This is a genomic window from Ruegeria sp. YS9, from assembly GCF_024628725.1.
Taxonomy (GTDB): domain Bacteria; phylum Pseudomonadota; class Alphaproteobacteria; order Rhodobacterales; family Rhodobacteraceae; genus Ruegeria; species Ruegeria atlantica_C.
Genome location: NZ_CP102409.1, coordinates 1,823,732 through 1,842,004 on the forward strand (window position 1 = coordinate 1,823,732; position 18,273 = coordinate 1,842,004).

Here is an 18,273-nt window from a genome sequence, read left to right on the forward strand (position 1 = left end):
GATCACTCGGCGGGCGTTTCTGTCGCCTCGGTTTGCAGTTCCGCCACCAGTTGCTTGAGCGCGCTGTTCTGTTCCGCCTCAAGATCGGCGATGGCATAGGACTCGGATACGGCGTCTTTCGACAGAACGACACCCTTGGCGACCGTGCCCGGAGCACCCGCCGGGCCGTAGTGCTTACCGTTTATCGCGAAGTAAACGGATCCCGATGCGCCCGCACGCAACAACGGCGGTTCTTCCGTCAGGGGCACTTCGAACACACTGCCCTGCTCGACGGTACCCAGTGTGCCTTCGAAAATGACGCTGCCATCCGCAGCCGTCACGCGCATCCATGCCGGATCAACAGCCACGATCTTGAGCGTGGTATCGATCTGTTCGACCACTTGCGGCAGGGCGGGTTTTTCGACCGTGTGCAGTTCAGCCACTTCGAACTGCGGCAATTCGGGCGGGCGGAAGGTTCCAACCTCGCGCGGATCAAGCGTCGAGATCGGAGCATCCCGCGCAACCAGCACCGGAACATCCAGTGCCTGCGGACGATAGAGACGGTCCAGTGCTTCGGCACTTGCCACCTGTGCAGCATCATCCGACACGTTGCTGCGCGCCGCATCCAGCGGATCCAGATCAGACAGAACCACCGGCGCTTGTTCAACCGGGCTGACCTGTACTTGCTGAATTCTGTTCAGAACAGCCCAGCCGCCATAGCCGATGCCACCGATCACCGCCAGCAATACCAGTGACGAACCGATTGCGCGGGGTTCAATCTGGCTGACCAGGGACTCCTTGCCCGGAATATAGGGTGTATTGGGCGAAATGAACGGATCCCGACCCATCGGGCCGCGTGCAGGCAGAGCCCCGGAAGGCTTCCGCACCACCGAGGCCTCTGCGGACATGCCATGCGCGACCTCAAATCCGCTTTCCTGGCAGAAAGTCGCGAAGGTCTCATCGGGGTTCATGCCCAGATAGCGTGCGTAGGAACGCACATACCCGGCGATAAAGCCGGGTGTATCAAACGCATCGGGGTCGGCGTTTTCAATTGCAGCGATATAGTTGGCTTTGATCCGCAGCTCGCGCTGAACATCCAGAAGAGATTTGCCCATCGTTGCGCGTTCACCGCGCATCTTGTCGCCTAGGCGAACTTCATAGTCGTCAAACCCTTTTGGTCTGACATCTACGTCCTCTTCGGATTCGCGCTGAGATCTGCGCCCAATCATCCCTGCTGCCCCATTCTGCCTGTCGCGTATTTCGCGTAAGTGGCGAATCATCCCCACAATGATTCGTCTACTCGTTTTGTTAGCGTAAGCTTAACACGCGGCAAACTCGTTGCACACTTTGGCGTTAGGTTATCCGGCAAGTTCGGCGCGATTTAGCGCACAATGTGACCAAAGTTCGTCCATCGCCTGCACCAGACGGTTCATTTCGTCGGGTCCATGCACCGGAGACGGGGTAAAACGCAGACGCTCGGTTCCGCGCGGGACGGTCGGGAAGTTGATCGGTTGCACGTAAATGCCATAATCGTCCAGCAGCATGTCGCTGAGCTTTTTGGTGTGTACCGGATTGCCGACGATCACAGGCACGATGTGGCTGCCGTGGTCGATCAGCGGCAGGCCCATTCCCTTCAGCCGCAGCTTGAGGATCTTCGCCTGGGTCTGGTGCTGCTCGCGCAGTTCAGGCGCGGATTTCAGGTATGCAACGGATGCCGCAGCCCCTGCGGCAACCGCCGGCGGCAACGATGTCGTAAAGATGAAGCCCGGCGCATAAGACCGCACGGCATCGCACATCTTGGCGCTGGCCGCGATATAGCCCCCCATGACGCCATAGGCCTTGGCCAGAGTGCCATTGATGATGTCGATCCGATGTGCCAGGCGATCCCGCTCGGTCACGCCGCCACCGCGCGGGCCATACATGCCCACCGCGTGCACTTCGTCGATATAGGTCAGGGCGCCGAATTCATCGGCCAGATCACAGATTTCTTCGATCGGACCAAAATCACCGTCCATCGAATAGACGGACTCGAAGGCGATCAGCTTGGGCGCGGCGGGATCGTCCGCCTCGAGCAATTCGCGCAGATGTGCCACGTCGTTATGACGGAAGATGCGCTTGGCGCCCCCGTTTCGGCGCACCCCTTCAATCATCGAAGCATGGTTCAGCGCGTCAGAATAGATGATCAGCCCCGGGAACAGCTTGGGCAGCGTACTGAGGGTGGCGTCATTGGCAATATACGCGCTGGTGAACAACAGCGCGGCTTCCTTGCCATGCAGATCGGCCAGTTCGGCCTCGAGCCGTTTGTGATAGACCGTTGTCCCCGAGATGTTGCGCGTACCGCCCGACCCGGCGCCGGTTGCGTCGATCGCTTCGTGCATCGCTTGCAACACGACCGGGTGCTGGCCCATGCCCAGATAGTCATTGCCGCACCACACGGTGATGTCCTGCTGCGACCCGTCGGGGCGCGTACGCACTGCATGGGGAAACTGTCCGTTGCGACGTTCGATATCGATGAAGGTCCGGTAACGTCCTTCGTCATGCAGCCTGGCAATCGCTGAATCGAGCTGAGCAGTATAGTCCAACGGACCCTCCTTGAATGCCCGTTTCCGGTTTCCCTCGGGCAATTAGTCTGCCACATCCCACAGCTTAACCTGTATCAGCAGCTTTGTGTTACTTTATTCAGCTGGTTACAGCCGAACAGGTGAACCCAACTTTGATTTGCATCAAATATAAGTTTGCAATGCTCACGGCAAGTATAGTTCCGGCCATCGGACGCGTGGAAACGACGCAGCCCGCACAGCGCGATTTCGCGGGCTTGTGATCGCGTGCAGAATTCAGATCAACCGCTCTGGACGGCGCTGTCAACGCTGCTAGGGTTCGCCCGAACACAGACAAGCAGGAGATCCCCATGTCGCTAGACACCGTGCTGAACCGGATTGACGAAGATCTGCAAAAATCGATCGACCGCCTGATGGAGCTGCTGCGCATCCCCTCGATCTCGACCGATCCCGCCTACAAGGCCGATGTCAGCCGTGCAGCCGACTGGCTGGTTGCCGACCTCAACAGTATCGGAATTGCCGCCGAAAAACGGGAAACTCCGGGGCACCCGATGGTCGTAGGCCATGTGGGCGAGGACTCAGATGCACCCCATATCCTGTTCTACGGCCATTATGACGTGCAACCTGTCGATCCGTTGAACCTTTGGACACGCGACCCGTTTGACCCCGCCATCGAAGACACCGAGCACGGCCCGGTCATCCGGGGGCGCGGGGCATCGGACGACAAAGGTCAGCTGATGACATTCGTCGAAGCCTGCCGCGCCTGGAAAGCCGTGCACGGATCCCTGCCCTGCCGCATCACCTTCTTCTTTGAGGGCGAAGAAGAATCCGGCTCACCCTCGCTGGTCCCCTTCCTCGAAGACAACGCGGCCGAACTCAAAGCGGATCTGGCGCTGGTTTGCGATACATCCATGGTATCGCGAGGTGTTCCGTCGATCGCCGCACAGCTGCGCGGCATGCTGAAGGACGAGTTCACCATCATCGGGCCCCGCATCGATCTGCACTCCGGCCATTACGGTGGCCCGGGCCTGAACCCGCTGCGCGAACTGTCGAAAATCGTTGCCTCATTCTATGATGACGAAACCGGTCGTGTCGCGGTCGAAGGGTTTTATGAAGGCGTTCATGAAGTGCCGCAGGACCAGTTGCGTCAGTGGCAAAACTGCGGCTTCGACGAAGCGGATTACCTGAACTCGGTCGGATACACCCAGCCACACGGCGAAAAGGCGTATTCGACGCTCGAGCAGCAATGGGCGCGTCCGACACTTGAGGTGAACGGGCTGTGGGGCGGGTACAACGGCGCGGGTTCGAAAACCGTAATTCCTTCGGAAGCGCATTGTAAAATTACGTGCCGACTGGTCGGCGACATGGACCCCGACGCGCTGCGCAGCAAGATCCGCAAACATGTCGAGGATCGCCTGTCCCCGGATGCAAAAGTAGTCTGGGACAACGATCTGGAAGGTTCGCCCGCTTCGGTCATGAATATCGATCGCCCGGAATTCGAAGCCGCGCGCAAAGCATTGTCGGACGAATGGGACCGCGAAGCGGTGTTTACCGGCATGGGCGGCTCGATCCCCGTCGTCGGGTACTTCAATACCGTTCTGGGGCTGGATTCGATGCTGGTCGGCTATGCCAACGAAGACGACGCCATCCATTCGCCGAATGAGAAATACGACGTCAAAAGCTTCCACAAGGGCATCCGTTCGTGGGCCCGCATTCTGGATGCTTTGAACAGGTAGCGGATTTCAGCGAGGCTCTGCCTCGCGCTCCGGGATATTTGCAGCCAGATGAATAAAGGCCCCCTTGTTCATCTGGCCCAAAATATCCCGGGGGAGCCGCGCGCAGCAAGGCGGGGGCAGCGCCCCCTGCCCGGCCGCAACACGCATACGACGTTACATGTGGATCACGCGGCCATACGCATCCAACACGCTTTCGTGCATCATTTCTGACAGAGTCGGGTGCGGGAAGACCGTGTTCATCAGATCTTCTTCGGTGGTCTCCAGCTGCCGCCCAACCACATAGCCCTGGATCAGTTCCGTGACTTCCGCGCCGATCATATGCGCCCCCAGCAGTTCGCCTGTCTTGGCGTCGAACACGGTTTTGATCAGACCTTCCGGTTCGCCCAGAGCTATGGCCTTGCCGTTGCCGATGAAAGGGAAGCGACCGACTTTGATGTCATAACCCAGCTCTTTGGCCTTGGCTTCGGTATATCCCACCGAGGCCACCTGCGGCTGACAATAGGTACATCCGGCGATGCTTTCGGGCTTGACCGGATGCGCATGCTGGCCTGCGATCAGATCGGCGACCATGACCCCTTCGTGGCTGGCTTTATGTGCAAGCCAGGGCGCGCCCGCGATGTCACCAATCGCATAAAGGCCATCGACACCGGTGCGGCAATATTCATCCGTCACCACATGCGTGCGGTCGATCTTTACGCCCAGCGCCTCCAGGCCCAGGTTTTCGACATTTCCTACGATCCCGACAGCGGAAATCACGGTGTCGAACTCGTGCTTCTCAACCTTGCCCTTGACCTCGATATGCGCGGTCACCTTGCCCTTTCCACGATCCAGTTGCTTGACCATGGCTTTTTCCATGATGGTCATGCCTTGCTTGGTAAAGGCTTTCTTGGCCAGGGCACTGATTTCCGCATCTTCCACGGGCAACACGCGGTCCATCACCTCGACCACCGTCGTATCGGCCCCGAGCGTGTTGTAGAAACTCGCAAACTCGATGCCGATCGCGCCCGAGCCGATGACCAGCAACTTTTTGGGCATCCGGGGCGGTTGCAGCGCGTGCTTGTAGGTCCAGACCAGATCGCCGTCAGCCTCGAGACCGGGCAGTTCGCGGGCCCGCGCGCCGGTTGCTAGAATGATGTTCTTGGCCGTCAGTTCTTCGGTGCCCTTGTCGGTCTTGACGCTGACTTTGCCTTTTGCGGGGATCGTCGCCTCACCCATCACCACGGCGACCTTGTTCTTCTTCAGCAGATGGCCGATGCCGCCCGAAAGCTGCCCGGCAACGCCACGGGATCTCTTGACGACCGCGTCCAGATCGTAACCGATCTTGTCGGCCTTCAATCCGAAATCCTTGGCGCGTTCCATCAGGTGAAACACTTCGGAGGACCGCAGCAATGCCTTGGTGGGAATGCACCCCCAGTTCAGGCAGATGCCACCAAGGTGCTCGCGCTCGACCACGACGGTTTTCAGACCAAGCTGGGCCGCACGGATGGCGGCGACATAGCCACCGGGGCCAGCCCCGATTACGATCAGATCATAGGATTGTGCAGCCATGTGTTCCTCTCGGCGCAGGTGGTGGAAAATTAGTTTACCATTAAACTATTTCCAGAAACGCATCAACACGCCTTCCCGCGACAAATGCGACGCGGGGTAAACCATGCCTGAATATGCGGATTTCAGCCTATACCCCGGCCCGTGCTATGGCTAGAACAGAACCGCCGACGCCGCTCGGACATTTGTGAACACATTGAATTCTAGGGGTTTAACATGGCCAAAACACTAAAAGATCTGGCGCTTGCTCTGCTCAACGCAACTTTGATACTTGTCGCCCTTTGCCTGTTTCTGGGCTGGAAGCTGGTATCGAAAGTCGAAAGCGTCTCGGCAGAATTCTCGGAGACCGTTCAGGTTCTTGCCCCTATTCGGGATGAGGCGAAGGGTATTCGGAGCGAGCTTTCTGCGTTGCGTGGTGATTTGGCGACCTTGAGGAGTGAGAACCAGATCACCGACAGTCAAGCCGCACAAGACATCCAGGCAACGTTGCGCCGCCTGAACGCAGTTGACCAAAAGCTGCAAACTGCGCAGGAGCGGTTCACTGAACTTGCCGAGACACCAGAGGTTCTGATCGCCCAAGCCATACAGACCGGAGCAGACATCGCATCCGAACGCGTCTTGGCGTTCAAAGGATGTGAGCCGGGATCCTGAAGCCACCGCACGAACGACCGAGGCGCACAACCTGTACTGCGTTCTCAGGCCATCGCTTGCAGTTCTCGCACGGTGCTGCCATAGCCGCCCATGTCGACGTAAGCCTCTTCATGCGGGGTCGAGCTGCGCGACAGTGCTTTGTTCCGGTAGGGGAAACGACCGAACTTGCGGATCACTTCACGATGGGCTCGGGCGTGCAGCAGATTGCTTGTATCGCCGCTCAGGTTCTGACAGATCAGACGCACGCAGCGTTCCTGATCGCACAGATTCTCCGAATGCATCATCGGCAGGTAAAAGAACTGCCGGGCCGGTTCATCAATCTTCTTGTCCCAACCTTTGTCGACCGCGCATTTCGCCGCCGCCAAAGCCGCTCGGTCCGTCGCGAAAGCACGCGCTTGCCCGCGGAACATATTGCGTGGAAACTGGTCCGTCAGAATTATGTAAGCCAGTGACCCGCTGGGATAGGTCAGCCAGAGCGAAAACTTGCCCTCGGCCGCAGCTTCCCACGTTGATTGAAAACGTGCGCGGATTTCTGAATCCAGCGCTTCATCCTCAATGTACCAGCCCTTTGGACCCACCTCATCTAACCAAAAACTCAATACTTCTTCAGGCGTTACCATTGCCTTAAACTCCGTCTTGTGCCCGTACTTCGGACGTAACGTCATTTAAGGCCGTTTTACAGAACTGTTACAGTAACATATTGCAACACTTGCGACATAATCCTGTGTCCTAGGCATCTTCCTGCTCAGCCTGCTCGGCCTCGGCCGCTTCGATGGCGACTTCCTGCGCCACTTCAAGTGCAACTGGCGAGGATGTTGGATACAGCGCCGACATTGTGCCGGTTTCGTCCACTGGAATCGAAGCCCGCTGTGTCGTTCGATACAAAGCGTAGAGTGCCATTGCGAGTAACAGTGCCGCAATAAAGAGAAAAAAGCCCGGTGGCCCGAATATGGCATCCCCCATCAACCAGCCGGTGATCACCGGCCCGGCAATTGCGCCCAGACCGTTGATAAACACCAGTCCGCCAGATGCCGCCGCCATATCCTCGTATTCAAGAAAGTCATTCGCATGCGCGATCAGCAATGAGTAGAGCGGGTTGGAGGTGCCGCCGATCAGGAAAGCCGAGGCAAGCAGAATTGGAAACGATCCCCCCATCATCATCGCGATCGTTGCGCCACCGGCACCGGCGAGCGCCACAAGCAGGATCAGAAAGCGGCGATCCATACGGTCAGAGAACCAGCCCAACGGATATTGCAGAACCACTGCGCCGATATAAAACGCCGCAACGAAGGTTGAAATTTCAACAAGCGACAGCCCTGCCCGGGCGCCATACACCGCCGCCATGCCGAACTGCGCCGAAAACACGCCCCCCAGAAGAAACATGCCCACGCAGCCCAGCGGAGAGGTCTTCAGCAATTCCTTCAGGGTCATCGGTTTGGTGGTGTCAAAGGCCGGTGTCGGCGAGATCGACAGCAAAATGGGTGCGAAGGATACCGAAACCAGGATCGAGGCGATCACAAAGGTCTCATAACCGGCCGGGTCGCCGACCAGAACAAGCGCCTGCGCACTGATGATCCCCGTCATCTGGACGATCATATAGAGCGACAGCGCCTGCCCGCGATTTTCATTGCTGGCCGCATTGTTGAGCCAGCTTTCGGCGGTGACATAGACGCCAGAAAAACAGAACCCGATCACCACCCGGCCCAATGCCCACGCGATCGGGTCTGCCAGCATCGGATACATGATCATCACGGCCGAGATGAACGACGCAAGGGCCGCAAAGACCCGCACATGGCCAACGCGCCGGATCATCTCGGGCGCAAGGCGTGAACCGCCCAGAAAACCCAGGAAATAGGCCGACATGACAAATGACATCTCAAGGGTCGAAAACCCTTCGATCTCACCCCGCACACCCAGAATCGTGCCCTGAAGGCCGTTTCCGACCATCAGCAACCCCATGCCGAGCAGCAGCGCCCATGCGCTGGAAAGGACCTGAATCATTGGGGCCTCCGACTAATGCCAACCTGATTTTAGTGTCGTTCTGCGATCAAAGACCGCCTACGTCGCGCTTGTCTACGACATTCCCGATCCGTGATGCCGTATACGCGCCCTTCAGGGGATCAAAAGCGACGCGTCGCCATAAGAAAAGAACCGATATTTTCGTGCTATGGCATGCGTGTAGATATCGCGCATCCGATCCTGCCCCATCAATGCCGATACCAGCATGAGCAAAGTGGACTTCGGCAAATGAAAATTGGTCATCAATGCGTCTGTTACATGGAATTCGAAACCGGGATAGATGAAGATATCCGTGTCGCCTTCCCAGGGTTCGATCTTTCCTGACCTTGCCGCGCTTTCGATCAGGCGCAGAGCGGTTGTCCCCACCGGGATCACACGCCCGCCAGCCGCCTTGGTTGCCTGTATCTGGGCCGCGGCCTCGGGGCTTACCTGCCCCCATTCAGCATGCATCTTATGGGTTGTGACATCCTCAAACTTGACCGGAAGAAAAGTGCCTGCCCCCACATGAAGCGTCACATGCGTGAAGCTTACACCTCGCTCGGCCAACGCCTTCATCAGCGCCTCATCGAAATGCAACGATGCGGTCGGGGCGGCCACGGCGCCGGAACGGTTTGCCCAGATGGTCTGATAGTCCGTTTTGTCACGTTCATCGGCCGGGCGCTTGGCTGCGATGTAGGGCGGCAGAGGCATCGCTCCGGCCTGATCCAGCGCCGCGTCGAAATCCTCGCCGCTGAGATTGAAGCGCAGATAAGCCTGACCGTCGGCAACCCTGTCCAGGGTGGCGCTGAGATCATCCGAGAAGACAATCTCTTCCCCAAGTTTCACCTTTTTGAGCGGCTTGATCAACGCGGACCAGGTACCGTCGGCCTGCGGGTCCAGCAAGGTGGCCTCGATCCCGGCGGAAACCGGCCCCTGCGCGCTGTCGCGATGGCGCCGACCGTTCAGACGCGCCGGAATGACGCGGGTGTCATTCAACACCAGCCGGTCACCGGGCCGCAGGAAATCGGGCAGGTTGAAGACATGGCTGTCCGTGATTGCATCCCCCTGCGCCACCAGCAGACGCGCAGAGGAACGCGGGCTGGCAGGCCGCGTGGCAATCAGGTCTTCAGGCAAGTGGAAGTCAAAATCGCTGAGTTTCATGCCCGCGCCTTACAACCCTGCATCAGATTCGGCCATATCCTGTCAGCGGTCACTTGGGGATGATCCAAATGTGCGTTTGGGTTCATCCGGTTTCTGAGGCACCGCGTTCGGGCCATCCTGAACCTTGGGTGCCGGGGCACGCATCAGGTCGCGCAGGAACAGAGGTGCAAGACCGGACAACGGATTTACCGACACTTTGGGCGAGGCAAGCGGGCCGGTCAGCGTGTAGTTGAAGCCGAAGACGCCTTCGCCCTTGCGCGTGAAAACGCTGCCGACCGCGTTGAGGAGGTAAATTGGCGAGATCGCACCGCGCAGGTTCAGCATTCCGTTCACCGTATCGATGGTGCCGTCAAAAGACAGGCCCATGGATGGCCCGACGGCACTGCCGCTGAGCACCTTGATATCCGTCGGCGTGATCCGCATCCGGCTGTCGATTGCCGCAAAAAAGATACCCTGCCCCGCCATTTCATCCAACAGGCCCACAAGGCTGATGGCATTCAGCAAGGCCGCCATGGCCGGGGCGTCGGTGATCCGCGTGTTGGTGATTTTCAGCATCACGTCATAGCTGCCCGGTGCCGTCACAGGTTCGAGCTTGAGGTTCATTTCTCCGCCCCGCGCCTGTGTCAGAACCCCGGCCGATCGCAGCACGGCCCCTGCTTCTTGCGACGTCAGGTCAACGGCACTTCGGTTCCCTCTGGGGCTCACCTGCCCTCTGACCGGCGCACCGCCATTGACCCGCGCAGTGAAGTTCCCTTGTATGCCGCCGGTCGTCTGGAAAGCACCCCGGAACCCGGTCAGCGCGACGGTTTCCGTAACCTGAAGGCGATCCAGCGTCACGTCCAGTTTCGGCCCGGCACTGCCCCCGCCGCCCGATCCGCCGCTTTCGCCGAAACTCGCGCGGCCCATATCAAGGACGCCGCCAAGGACACGGATATCCGGCATGGCGCTCCCGCGCCCGATCAGCTCTGCCGGGACCGCCAGCCAGTCGCCCAGGTCAAAAGAAGTGAACCGAACCCGGTCAAATTCGCCGTTTTCACGAAACGTAATCGAGGCAGATGTGCGCAAACCCGCCGCATTCAAGCGCAGGCTATCCACCTTCAACTGCGATCCCAAAGTCGCTTCGGCCGTCAGAGAGCCGGTCGCGTCGGCCCCCTTTCTCCAACCAAGTTCGGGTATGGCCAGCGCGACACCCTGCAAATCGGACGTCACGGACAGCTTCGGGGCAACCCCGGCACCGAGCCCCAGGGTGATATCCGCAACCCCCTTGCCGGTCAGCATCCCCGGAGGCAGACCGGCGCCGATCTCGTCCATCAATCGCGGCGACAGTTCGATCTGACCGGTCAGGGTGCTTCGCTGTTCCGACTTGCCGTCTATCGGCTGCCGCCAGAGCGCCGTCAGCGGCACGTCCCCGAACTGCCCCTGCCCCTGAATCTGAACGCCGGACTGATCACCCGAAATATCCAGAAGATCAGCGCTGACATCAAAACCGGGCACCAAGCGGTCACTGAACAGGTTGGCCAGCCTGCCGTTGAAATGGAACTCGGTCTCGTCAAACTTGAGACCCTTTTTCAAGGGCAGGGAAAGGGTTCCCGCCAACGACACGGATCCCTTCGCCACATCAACGGGCAACCCTGCCTTGCTGAGCAATTCCAGCGGAGGCCGGTCCAGCAATGACAACGCGGCCGTCACGCTGCCTTTGGCCTGGATGCGCGCAATCGCCGGCGCGGATTTCTTGATGTCCGTGTCGGGTATGATGAAGGACGTTCCCGATGCATCCACCGCACCACCGTCCTCCGCGATCACGACGCCCTGCTGCGCAGTGACCGTGAACCTGCGGTTGATCAGGCTGGCCTGACCCTGCGCCCTTTCGATCGGCGGCAGCGTTTTGACAAATCGGACCTTCGCCTTCTCAAACCCGAAATCCAGATAGAGATCCGGTTTCGACCCGGGCAACAGGCGCAGGGCAAAGTCCATATCCGACAGAACCCCTTCGTACAGGTTTTTGGTCACCCACTCTCGCGGTTTCGGGGCCAGACGTTCGGGCCAGTACCCCAGAACCTTGTCCGACGTCATTTGGTCCAGATGTGCGTCCAGCTTGACGGCCCAGCCATCCGGCCGCCCGGTCAGGACACCAAAGGCACGCACCGTATGGCCCGGATCTTCGATGGTCATCTGACCCAGATGCAGCTGGAACGGGTTGAGGACCATCTTGAAATCCAGGCTGGCCCGCGAAAGCTGAATAGGTTGCGGGAACAGGTTTGCCGGGTTTACGTTGATTCCGGACAACTGCAACTGCGCAGACAGGCTGTCCAGCACGCCATCTTCCGCACCTTCCAGAAACGCCTTCCCGTCAGCCTGCACCTCGCCCCAGGCCGAGACAACTGAAACTTCGTTGAAGTCCAGCACCTGCCCTTTGGGGTCATAAGTGAAATACGTGCGGGCAGATTCGAAGGGGACCGGGCGTGTTTCGGGGTTTGGCTGAACGGCCCCCGCCCCCAGATTCAGAGTTGCGTATACGGTTTCGATCGATCCTTGTTCATCGATTCCACCCCGCAAGGCACCCGAAATCGGGGCCCGCAGAACCTGCAACCAGGCAAGGGCGGGCGTTTGGCCCGCGATGTCCTCGGCTGGCAGGTCAGTGACCGAGATCCCGAATTGTGCGGCAGGTGTACCCAGAACGCTTGTGTAATTGGCCTCGATGGCACTGACATAGTCTCGCCCCGCCAGAACCGAAAACCCGGTCGCCAAGCGCACTTCGTTGCCGCTTCGGTTGGCTTGAATATGCCCGCCATCCAGAATCCAGGACCGCCCTTGCCGAAGATCGCGATAATCCAGCGTGATCGCATCAAACTCGACCGAGGTCAGTGCAGACAGGGCCGGAGACAGGAAGACCTGATCCGAAGCTGCGATAAGCTGCGCCAGGTTCGGGGCCTCCTGCACCGGTGCGCTGCCGGACCCGACCGTAAGACTCAGCGCCCCGTCCTTGTCCCGGGTCACGGCGATCTGCGCACCGCTCAGAATAATTCTTTTCGGGCGGACGTGCCCCCGCAACAAGGGGCGCATGGCCAGACTGGCGCGCATGTCGGACACCTGCGCAATTTGCCGACCCGCCGCATCGCTGATGGCCACATCGGTCAGACGCAGGCGCGGCCGCCAACCCTCGTGAATGATGAAACTGACATCGCCAAACCGGATTTGCAGCCCGCCCAAAGCCTGCTCAAGCCGCGCCTCGACCCTGTCCCGCAGCCAGACGGGTGCGTGCATTCTTTGCCCGACAACCATGAAACCGGTGAACAACGCCAGCAGCACCAGCACAAAAGCGCCGCGCATGGCCCACAGGCCAGCGGCCCGACGGCGAGACCGACGGCGCACGGGCTTGTCCGCCTGTGCTCCGTCACCGTCTTCGTGCTGCTTCAAATTGCTGTCCACGCCTTCCAACCCGCACGCGTTGCTCTATGATACCAGGCAGCCTTTAAAAACCTTCAGCGGAGTTTCCAATGCCCGACGTTTCAGACATCGCCCCTGACTTCACTTTGCCGCGCGACGGCGGCGGCGAGGTGACGCTTTCGGCGTTGCGCGGTAGCACCGTGGTTCTGTTCTTCTACCCCCGTGATGATACGCCGGGCTGCACCAAGGAATCCATCGGTTTCTCGGAACAACTTCAGGCCTTTGCGGATGCGGGTGCTCAAGTTTTCGGCATCTCGCGCGACAGCGTCGCCAAACATGACAAATTCGTCGCCAAGCATGGGCTGACAACACCGCTGTTGTCGGATGAGAACGCGACCGTCTGCGAGGATTACGGTGTGTGGGTCGAAAAGAACATGTACGGGCGCAAGTCGATGGGGATCGAGCGTTCCACCTTCATCATCGACCCGGAAGGCAAAATTGCCCGCGTTTGGCGCAAGGTCAAGGTTCCCGGTCACGTGGACGAGGTGCTGGAGGCCGTGCGGGCGCTGTAACGCCCTCGACCACGGTCGCCATCCGGTTTAAGAGCCACAGGATCAACCAGGCGGAGAATAATGGTGTCCAAATCGCTGACTCAGATGGCGACCGAAGTTCTTGCAACGGCGGAAGGTCGGGAAAAGACCGCCCTGTCCAAACAGCACGCCGCCGCGTGGTTTGCGTCGCGCAAGGGCGACGCACCGCCGATCGAGATCGGAACCGCGTCACCGCCGCTGCGACCCGCGCGCCCGGACCGGCCCGAACTCCTGTCTCCGCGCGAGGTGCCAAAGCGGAAGCCGGGCACCGAAGCGGGTCGCATCGCCCTGTTGCATGCCGTCGCGCATATCGAACTGAACGCCGTCGATCTGCATTGGGACATCATCGCCCGCTTTGGCCATGTGCCGATGCCGATCGGGTTTTATGACGATTGGGTGAAATGCGCCGAAGAGGAATCGCGCCATTTCGAGATGGTCTGCGATTGCCTTGAACAGATGGGCAGCCACTATGGTGCCTTGCCGGCCCATGCCGGAATGTGGCGTGCGGCCGAGGACACCGCAGACGACCTGATGGGACGGCTGGCGGTCGTGCCGATGGTGCTTGAAGCGCGCGGTCTGGACGTGACCCCCGGCATGATCGAGATCTTTCGCAAGGCCAGGGCCGAGCAGGCCATTGCCGCACTTGAGGTGATCTATGCCGAAGAAGTCGGCCATGTCGCCTATGGGTCCAAGTGGTTCCATTTCCTGTGCGGCCGGGAAAACGCCGACCCGAAGGATGTGTTTCACACTCTGGTGCGCCGGTATTTCCACGGCGTCCTGAAACCACCCTTCAACGAGGAAAAGCGGGCAGAGGCCGGGTTGCCACCGGACTTTTACTGGCCGCTGACCGAAGACCTGCCCGCGCCCGGCGAAATCACAAACTGACACCTCAGCATTGTTTTCGGCAATTTCCCGCCGATCTTTGGGGGGATTTCCACGCTGTTGGCGCCAGACTGATCAACAAACTTGCCCGAACGCTGCCTGCCCTTTATGCAATCGGCCCAAGGAGCGGCCGGCACTCACGACCGGGCCCGATCTTGGGGATGAGAGGTAGGACGCGTGCGAACACGTCTGGCAATAAAAATACACTCTGCACTTGAACGGTTCTTTCCGGAACGCCGGGTTTTTCTGAAGTCTGACAAAGATACACGCTTTATCCGTCTCAGTTCGGAAACACAGGTGGTCGCGGTGGCCGGTGTTGCTGTCATGGTCGGATGGACTGCGGTGGCAACCGCCATTCTGCTGATGGACAGCATCGGTTCGGGCAATTTCCGGGAACAGGCGAAACGCGACCAGGCCACCTATCAGGAACGTTTGAATATCCTGTCCGCTGAACGCGACGCGCGTGCGAAGGAGGCCCTGGCCGCTCAGGATCGTTTCAACGCCGCGCTGGAACAGATTTCGGCCATGCAGTCCGAACTGCTGGCCTCGGAAAACCGCCGTCGCGAACTTGAGACGGGGATCGAAGTCATCCAGACCACGCTGCGCACGACCATGAAACAGCGGGAAGATGCGCGGGCGGAACTGGCGGCGCTGAAGCAGGAAACCAGCAACGCTGACATGTACGTTGCTGCCTCCACCGCCCCGGTGCAGATGGCGTTCATGACGGACGCCCTGGCGCGCACGGCCGAGGAACGCGACCAGATCGCCGCCAACGCCCGAGAGGCACTGGACCAGCGCGATGATCTTGAGCTGGAAATCCGCCTTATGCAGGAACGCAGTGACGAGATTTTCCGCCAGCTGGAAGAAGCCATGGTGATCTCGGTCGAGCCTCTGGACAAGATGTTCCGTCAGGCGGGAATGCCAACAGACCGCATCATCGAAGAAGTCCGGCGCGGATATAGCGGTATGGGCGGTCCGCTGACCCCTTTATCCGTTAGCACGCGCGGTGAGGTGGACGAGTTGTCCGCCGAGGAAGCCCGCGCGAACACATTGCTGCAACAGATGGATCAGCTGAACCTTTACCGACTTGCGGCGGAAAAGGCCCCCTTTGCCAATCCCGTGCATTCGGCCGTGCGTTTCACCAGCGGCTATGGCAGCCGGCGCGACCCCAAAACCGGTGGTCGCCGGATGCATAACGGGGTCGATTTTGCGGGGCCGCAAGGCACGGACATCTTTGCGACCGCAGACGGCGTCGTTACCCATGCAGGCTGGCAATCCGGTTTCGGGCGGCTTGTGAAAATCAAGCACGCATTCGGAATTGAGACTCTTTACGCTCATAACACCAAGATCAACGTGAAGGTTGGTCAAAGGGTCTCGCGCGGGGATCATATTGCTGATATGGGTAGCACCGGACGGTCGACCGGCACGCATCTGCACTATGAGGTGCGCGTGAACGGAAAACCCGTAAACCCAATGACTTACATCAAGGCTGCGAGAAATGTTTTCTAAAAGCAAAATCAACGAGCCCGCATCCAAGGCACCCGAGGCGGCCAAACCAGCCGCTCCGGCGACCCCAGCGGCCCCTGCACCGACCGAGTCGAAACCTGCCACCGCACCCAAGCCCAAGCCGCCTGCGTCGGTTCTGTCTTCGGATCTGCACATCACCGGCAATATCAAGACCTCCGGTGACATTCAGGTGGAAGGCACGGTTGAAGGCGACATCCGCGCCCACCTGCTGACCATTGGTGAATCGGCGACGATCAAGGGTGAAGTCACCGCAGATGACGTCGTGATCAACGGCCGCATCGTGGGTCGCGTGCGAGGCCTCAAGGTACGCCTGACGTCGACCGCACGCGTTGAAGGCGACATCATCCACAAGACCATCGCCATCGAAAGCGGTGCGCATTTCGAAGGGTCGGTACAGCGCCAGGACGATCCGCTGAACCCGGGCCGCAGCGCCAAAGCCGGATCGAACCCGGCAGCAGACGTCAAACAATAATTCGACCCTTGAGGTCAGACCGGAGACGCCGCGGGGAGACCCGCGGTGTCTCTTTTTTTGGGACCGCAGCCGTTGTCCGGGAAACTTGTTTTGATCCCGCCGGGATCACGTTAGGGTCGGGTCATGTTGATTTTCCTGACACTTGTTGCAGTGATCGCGGCAGGTCTGACCCTTTTCTTTTGGTCCAAACGACAGGCGCGTCATGCCCTGTTGGCCGCGCCGTTGACGGACAGTCAACGGCACCTTGTTGACGCTCAGGTCCCGATCTTGCGAAAGTTGCCGCAGGGCCTGCGCGCAAAGCTGGAAGGCAAGATCAACCTGTTCCTTGATCAGGTTGAATTCATCGGGTGCGACGGACTGGACGTTACCGAAGACATGCAACTGTCCATCGCCGCGCAGGCCTGCCTGCTGGTAGTGAATACCGAGCTTTGGTACGACAACCTGACCACCATCCTGATCTATCCCAGCGCTTTCAAATCCAGGCAGAGCCGGCACAGCGGCTATGTCGTCACCGAGAAGGAAATCGTGCGCACCGGGGAAAGCTGGAACCGCGGCCCGGTGATCCTGTCCTGGGCCCACAGCCAGCGCGGGGCCATGAACGATCATGATGGCCAGAATGTTGTGTTTCACGAATTTGCCCATCAGATCGACGACCTGACCGGGTCGGCCAACGGGGTGCCCGTACTTAGCGACGACCAAAGCTTTTCGGAATGGGAAGCCGCGTTCCTGACAGCCTATGACACGCATGTACGCGCCGTTGAATCCGGGCAGCCAACCGTAATCGACCCCTATGGCGCGGAAGGGCACGAGGAGTTTTTCGCCGTTTCGGTCGAAGTGTTCTTTGAGCGGCCAAAGGCCCTGCGCAGGTCGGACCCGGAGGTTTACAAGCAACTGTCCAAGCTGTTTCACCTGGATCCTTCTCAATGGCACTAAAGGTTTTTCGCCCCCTGTTGCGCGGGCGTCGGGAAAATTCCCCGTTCGGCTCAATTTAACAAAAGTTAATTTATGAATTACACTTAAGCGCATTGCATTGTGGAGGAAATTTCATGTCATCAAAACTACTGGCCGAGTTCTTCGGCACCTTCTGGCTGGTTCTCGGAGGTTGCGGCAGTGCCGTATTGGCAGCGGGCGTTGCGGATGTCGGCATAGGGTGGCTTGGCGTGTCCTTCGCCTTCGGCCTGACGGTTCTGACAATGGCCTACACGGTTGGCCATATCTCGGGCGGGCACTTCAATCCGGCGGTCAGCCTGGGTTTGATGATCGGCGGACGGTTTCCGGCAAAGGATCTGCTGCCCTACTGGATCGCTCAGGTCATCGGCGCCATCGCCGCCGCTGTGGTTTTGTACCTGATCGTCAGCGGCGCGCCCGAGTTCACCGGCGTCGGAGGATTTGCGTCAAACGGATATGGCGAGGCCTCACCCGGCGGGTATTCCCTTATGTCCGCTCTGGTGATCGAGATCGTGATGACCGCTTTCTTCATCCTGATCATTCTGGGCGCAACCTCGGACAAGGCACCGGCGGGTTTCGCCCCCATCGCGATTGGTCTGGGATTGACCTTGATCCACCTGGTATCAATTCCGGTCACCAACACTTCGGTCAACCCGGCCCGGTCCACAGGCGTCGCCCTGTTTGCCGACGGACCTGCCCTGTCGCAGCTGTGGCTGTTCTGGGTGGCCCCGCTGATTGGCGGCGCGATCGGAGCGCTCATCTGGAAAGCGATGTCACCGGACGATTGATACGCTTGCAACCAACCATAAAAAAGCCCGGCGTTTTGAGGAGCGCCGGGC

Annotated in this window: 15 protein-coding genes; 8 read left to right on the top strand and 7 right to left on the bottom strand. The window is 59.5% G+C overall.

All coding sequences use genetic code 11. The annotated features are described in order from the left end of the window. Positions 1 to 2: 2 nt before the first annotated feature. Positions 3 to 1,208 (bottom strand): helix-turn-helix domain-containing protein, encoded by a 1,206-nt coding sequence (locus NOR97_RS09275; RefSeq protein ID WP_257598920.1) that lies wholly within the window; start codon positions 1,206 to 1,208, stop codon positions 3 to 5. A 129-nt stretch (positions 1,209 to 1,337) separates the two neighbouring features. Then, on the bottom strand, positions 1,338 to 2,561 hold the full coding sequence (gene hemA / locus NOR97_RS09280) for a 5-aminolevulinate synthase (protein WP_170343967.1): 1,224 nt from the start codon (positions 2,559 to 2,561) through the stop codon (positions 1,338 to 1,340). Positions 2,562 to 2,887: 326 nt separating this feature from the next. Here hemA and NOR97_RS09285 point away from each other — a divergent pair, with 326 nt between their 5' ends. Then, the gene (locus NOR97_RS09285) at positions 2,888 to 4,273 is read left to right on the top strand and encodes a dipeptidase (RefSeq protein ID WP_257598921.1); all 1,386 of its coding nucleotides are present in this window, start codon (positions 2,888 to 2,890) and stop codon (positions 4,271 to 4,273) included. A 153-nt stretch (positions 4,274 to 4,426) separates the two neighbouring features. On the opposite strand, the gene lpdA is transcribed toward NOR97_RS09285, so the two are convergent. Beyond that, the gene (lpdA, locus tag NOR97_RS09290; RefSeq protein ID WP_171328054.1) at positions 4,427 to 5,821 is read right to left on the bottom strand and encodes a dihydrolipoyl dehydrogenase; all 1,395 of its coding nucleotides are present in this window, start codon (positions 5,819 to 5,821) and stop codon (positions 4,427 to 4,429) included. Between the two features lie 213 nt (positions 5,822 to 6,034). On the opposite strand from lpdA, the gene NOR97_RS09295 reads away from it, so the two are divergent. Continuing rightward, positions 6,035 to 6,469, top strand: coding sequence for a hypothetical protein (locus NOR97_RS09295; RefSeq protein WP_257598922.1), 435 nt, complete (start codon positions 6,035 to 6,037; stop codon positions 6,467 to 6,469). A 44-nt stretch (positions 6,470 to 6,513) separates the two neighbouring features. Here NOR97_RS09295 and NOR97_RS09300 read toward each other — a convergent pair whose 3' ends face one another. The 4 genes from NOR97_RS09300 to NOR97_RS09315 form a co-directional block, all read right to left on the bottom strand. Further along, positions 6,514 to 7,089: a DUF924 family protein gene (locus NOR97_RS09300; protein WP_170343963.1), complete on the bottom strand. Its 576-nt coding sequence runs from the start codon at positions 7,087 to 7,089 to the stop codon at positions 6,514 to 6,516. Positions 7,090 to 7,198: 109 nt separating this feature from the next. Next, on the bottom strand, positions 7,199 to 8,470 hold the full coding sequence (locus tag NOR97_RS09305; protein WP_170343962.1) for an MFS transporter: 1,272 nt from the start codon (positions 8,468 to 8,470) through the stop codon (positions 7,199 to 7,201). Positions 8,471 to 8,581: 111 nt separating this feature from the next. Next, complete coding sequence (gene queA, locus NOR97_RS09310) at positions 8,582 to 9,628, bottom strand: tRNA preQ1(34) S-adenosylmethionine ribosyltransferase-isomerase QueA (protein WP_257598923.1); 1,047 nt, start codon at positions 9,626 to 9,628, stop codon at positions 8,582 to 8,584. 42 nt (positions 9,629 to 9,670) lie between these two features. Beyond that, positions 9,671 to 13,057, bottom strand: a complete 3,387-nt coding sequence (locus tag NOR97_RS09315) for a DUF3971 domain-containing protein (protein ID WP_257598924.1) — start codon at positions 13,055 to 13,057, stop codon at positions 9,671 to 9,673. A gap of 68 nt (positions 13,058 to 13,125) precedes the next feature. Here NOR97_RS09315 and NOR97_RS09320 point away from each other — a divergent pair, with 68 nt between their 5' ends. The 6 genes from NOR97_RS09320 to aqpZ all read left to right on the top strand — a co-directional run bounded on the left by NOR97_RS09320 (position 13,126) and on the right by aqpZ (position 18,222). Beyond that, positions 13,126 to 13,587 carry a peroxiredoxin gene (locus NOR97_RS09320; RefSeq protein ID WP_170343959.1) on the top strand — a complete coding sequence of 154 codons (462 nt, stop codon included), beginning with the start codon at positions 13,126 to 13,128 and terminating at the stop codon, positions 13,585 to 13,587. 84 nt (positions 13,588 to 13,671) lie between these two features. After that, positions 13,672 to 14,490, top strand: coding sequence for a ferritin-like domain-containing protein (locus tag NOR97_RS09325; RefSeq protein WP_374041621.1), 819 nt, complete (start codon positions 13,672 to 13,674; stop codon positions 14,488 to 14,490). Between the two features lie 174 nt (positions 14,491 to 14,664). After that, positions 14,665 to 15,996 carry a M23 family metallopeptidase gene (locus NOR97_RS09330; protein WP_257598925.1) on the top strand — a complete coding sequence of 444 codons (1,332 nt, stop codon included), beginning with the start codon at positions 14,665 to 14,667 and terminating at the stop codon, positions 15,994 to 15,996. Further along, a complete protein-coding gene (locus tag NOR97_RS09335) occupies positions 15,986 to 16,486 on the top strand; it encodes a polymer-forming cytoskeletal protein (protein ID WP_117868644.1) in 501 nt (166 codons plus the stop codon). The genes NOR97_RS09330 and NOR97_RS09335 overlap by 11 nt, the downstream gene beginning before the upstream one ends. A 123-nt stretch (positions 16,487 to 16,609) precedes the next feature. Further along, on the top strand, positions 16,610 to 17,419 hold the full coding sequence (locus NOR97_RS09340; RefSeq protein WP_257598926.1) for a zinc-dependent peptidase: 810 nt from the start codon (positions 16,610 to 16,612) through the stop codon (positions 17,417 to 17,419). A 113-nt stretch (positions 17,420 to 17,532) separates the two neighbouring features. Continuing rightward, positions 17,533 to 18,222, top strand: coding sequence for an aquaporin Z (gene aqpZ / locus NOR97_RS09345; RefSeq protein WP_257598927.1), 690 nt, complete (start codon positions 17,533 to 17,535; stop codon positions 18,220 to 18,222). Positions 18,223 to 18,273: the final 51 nt, after the last annotated feature.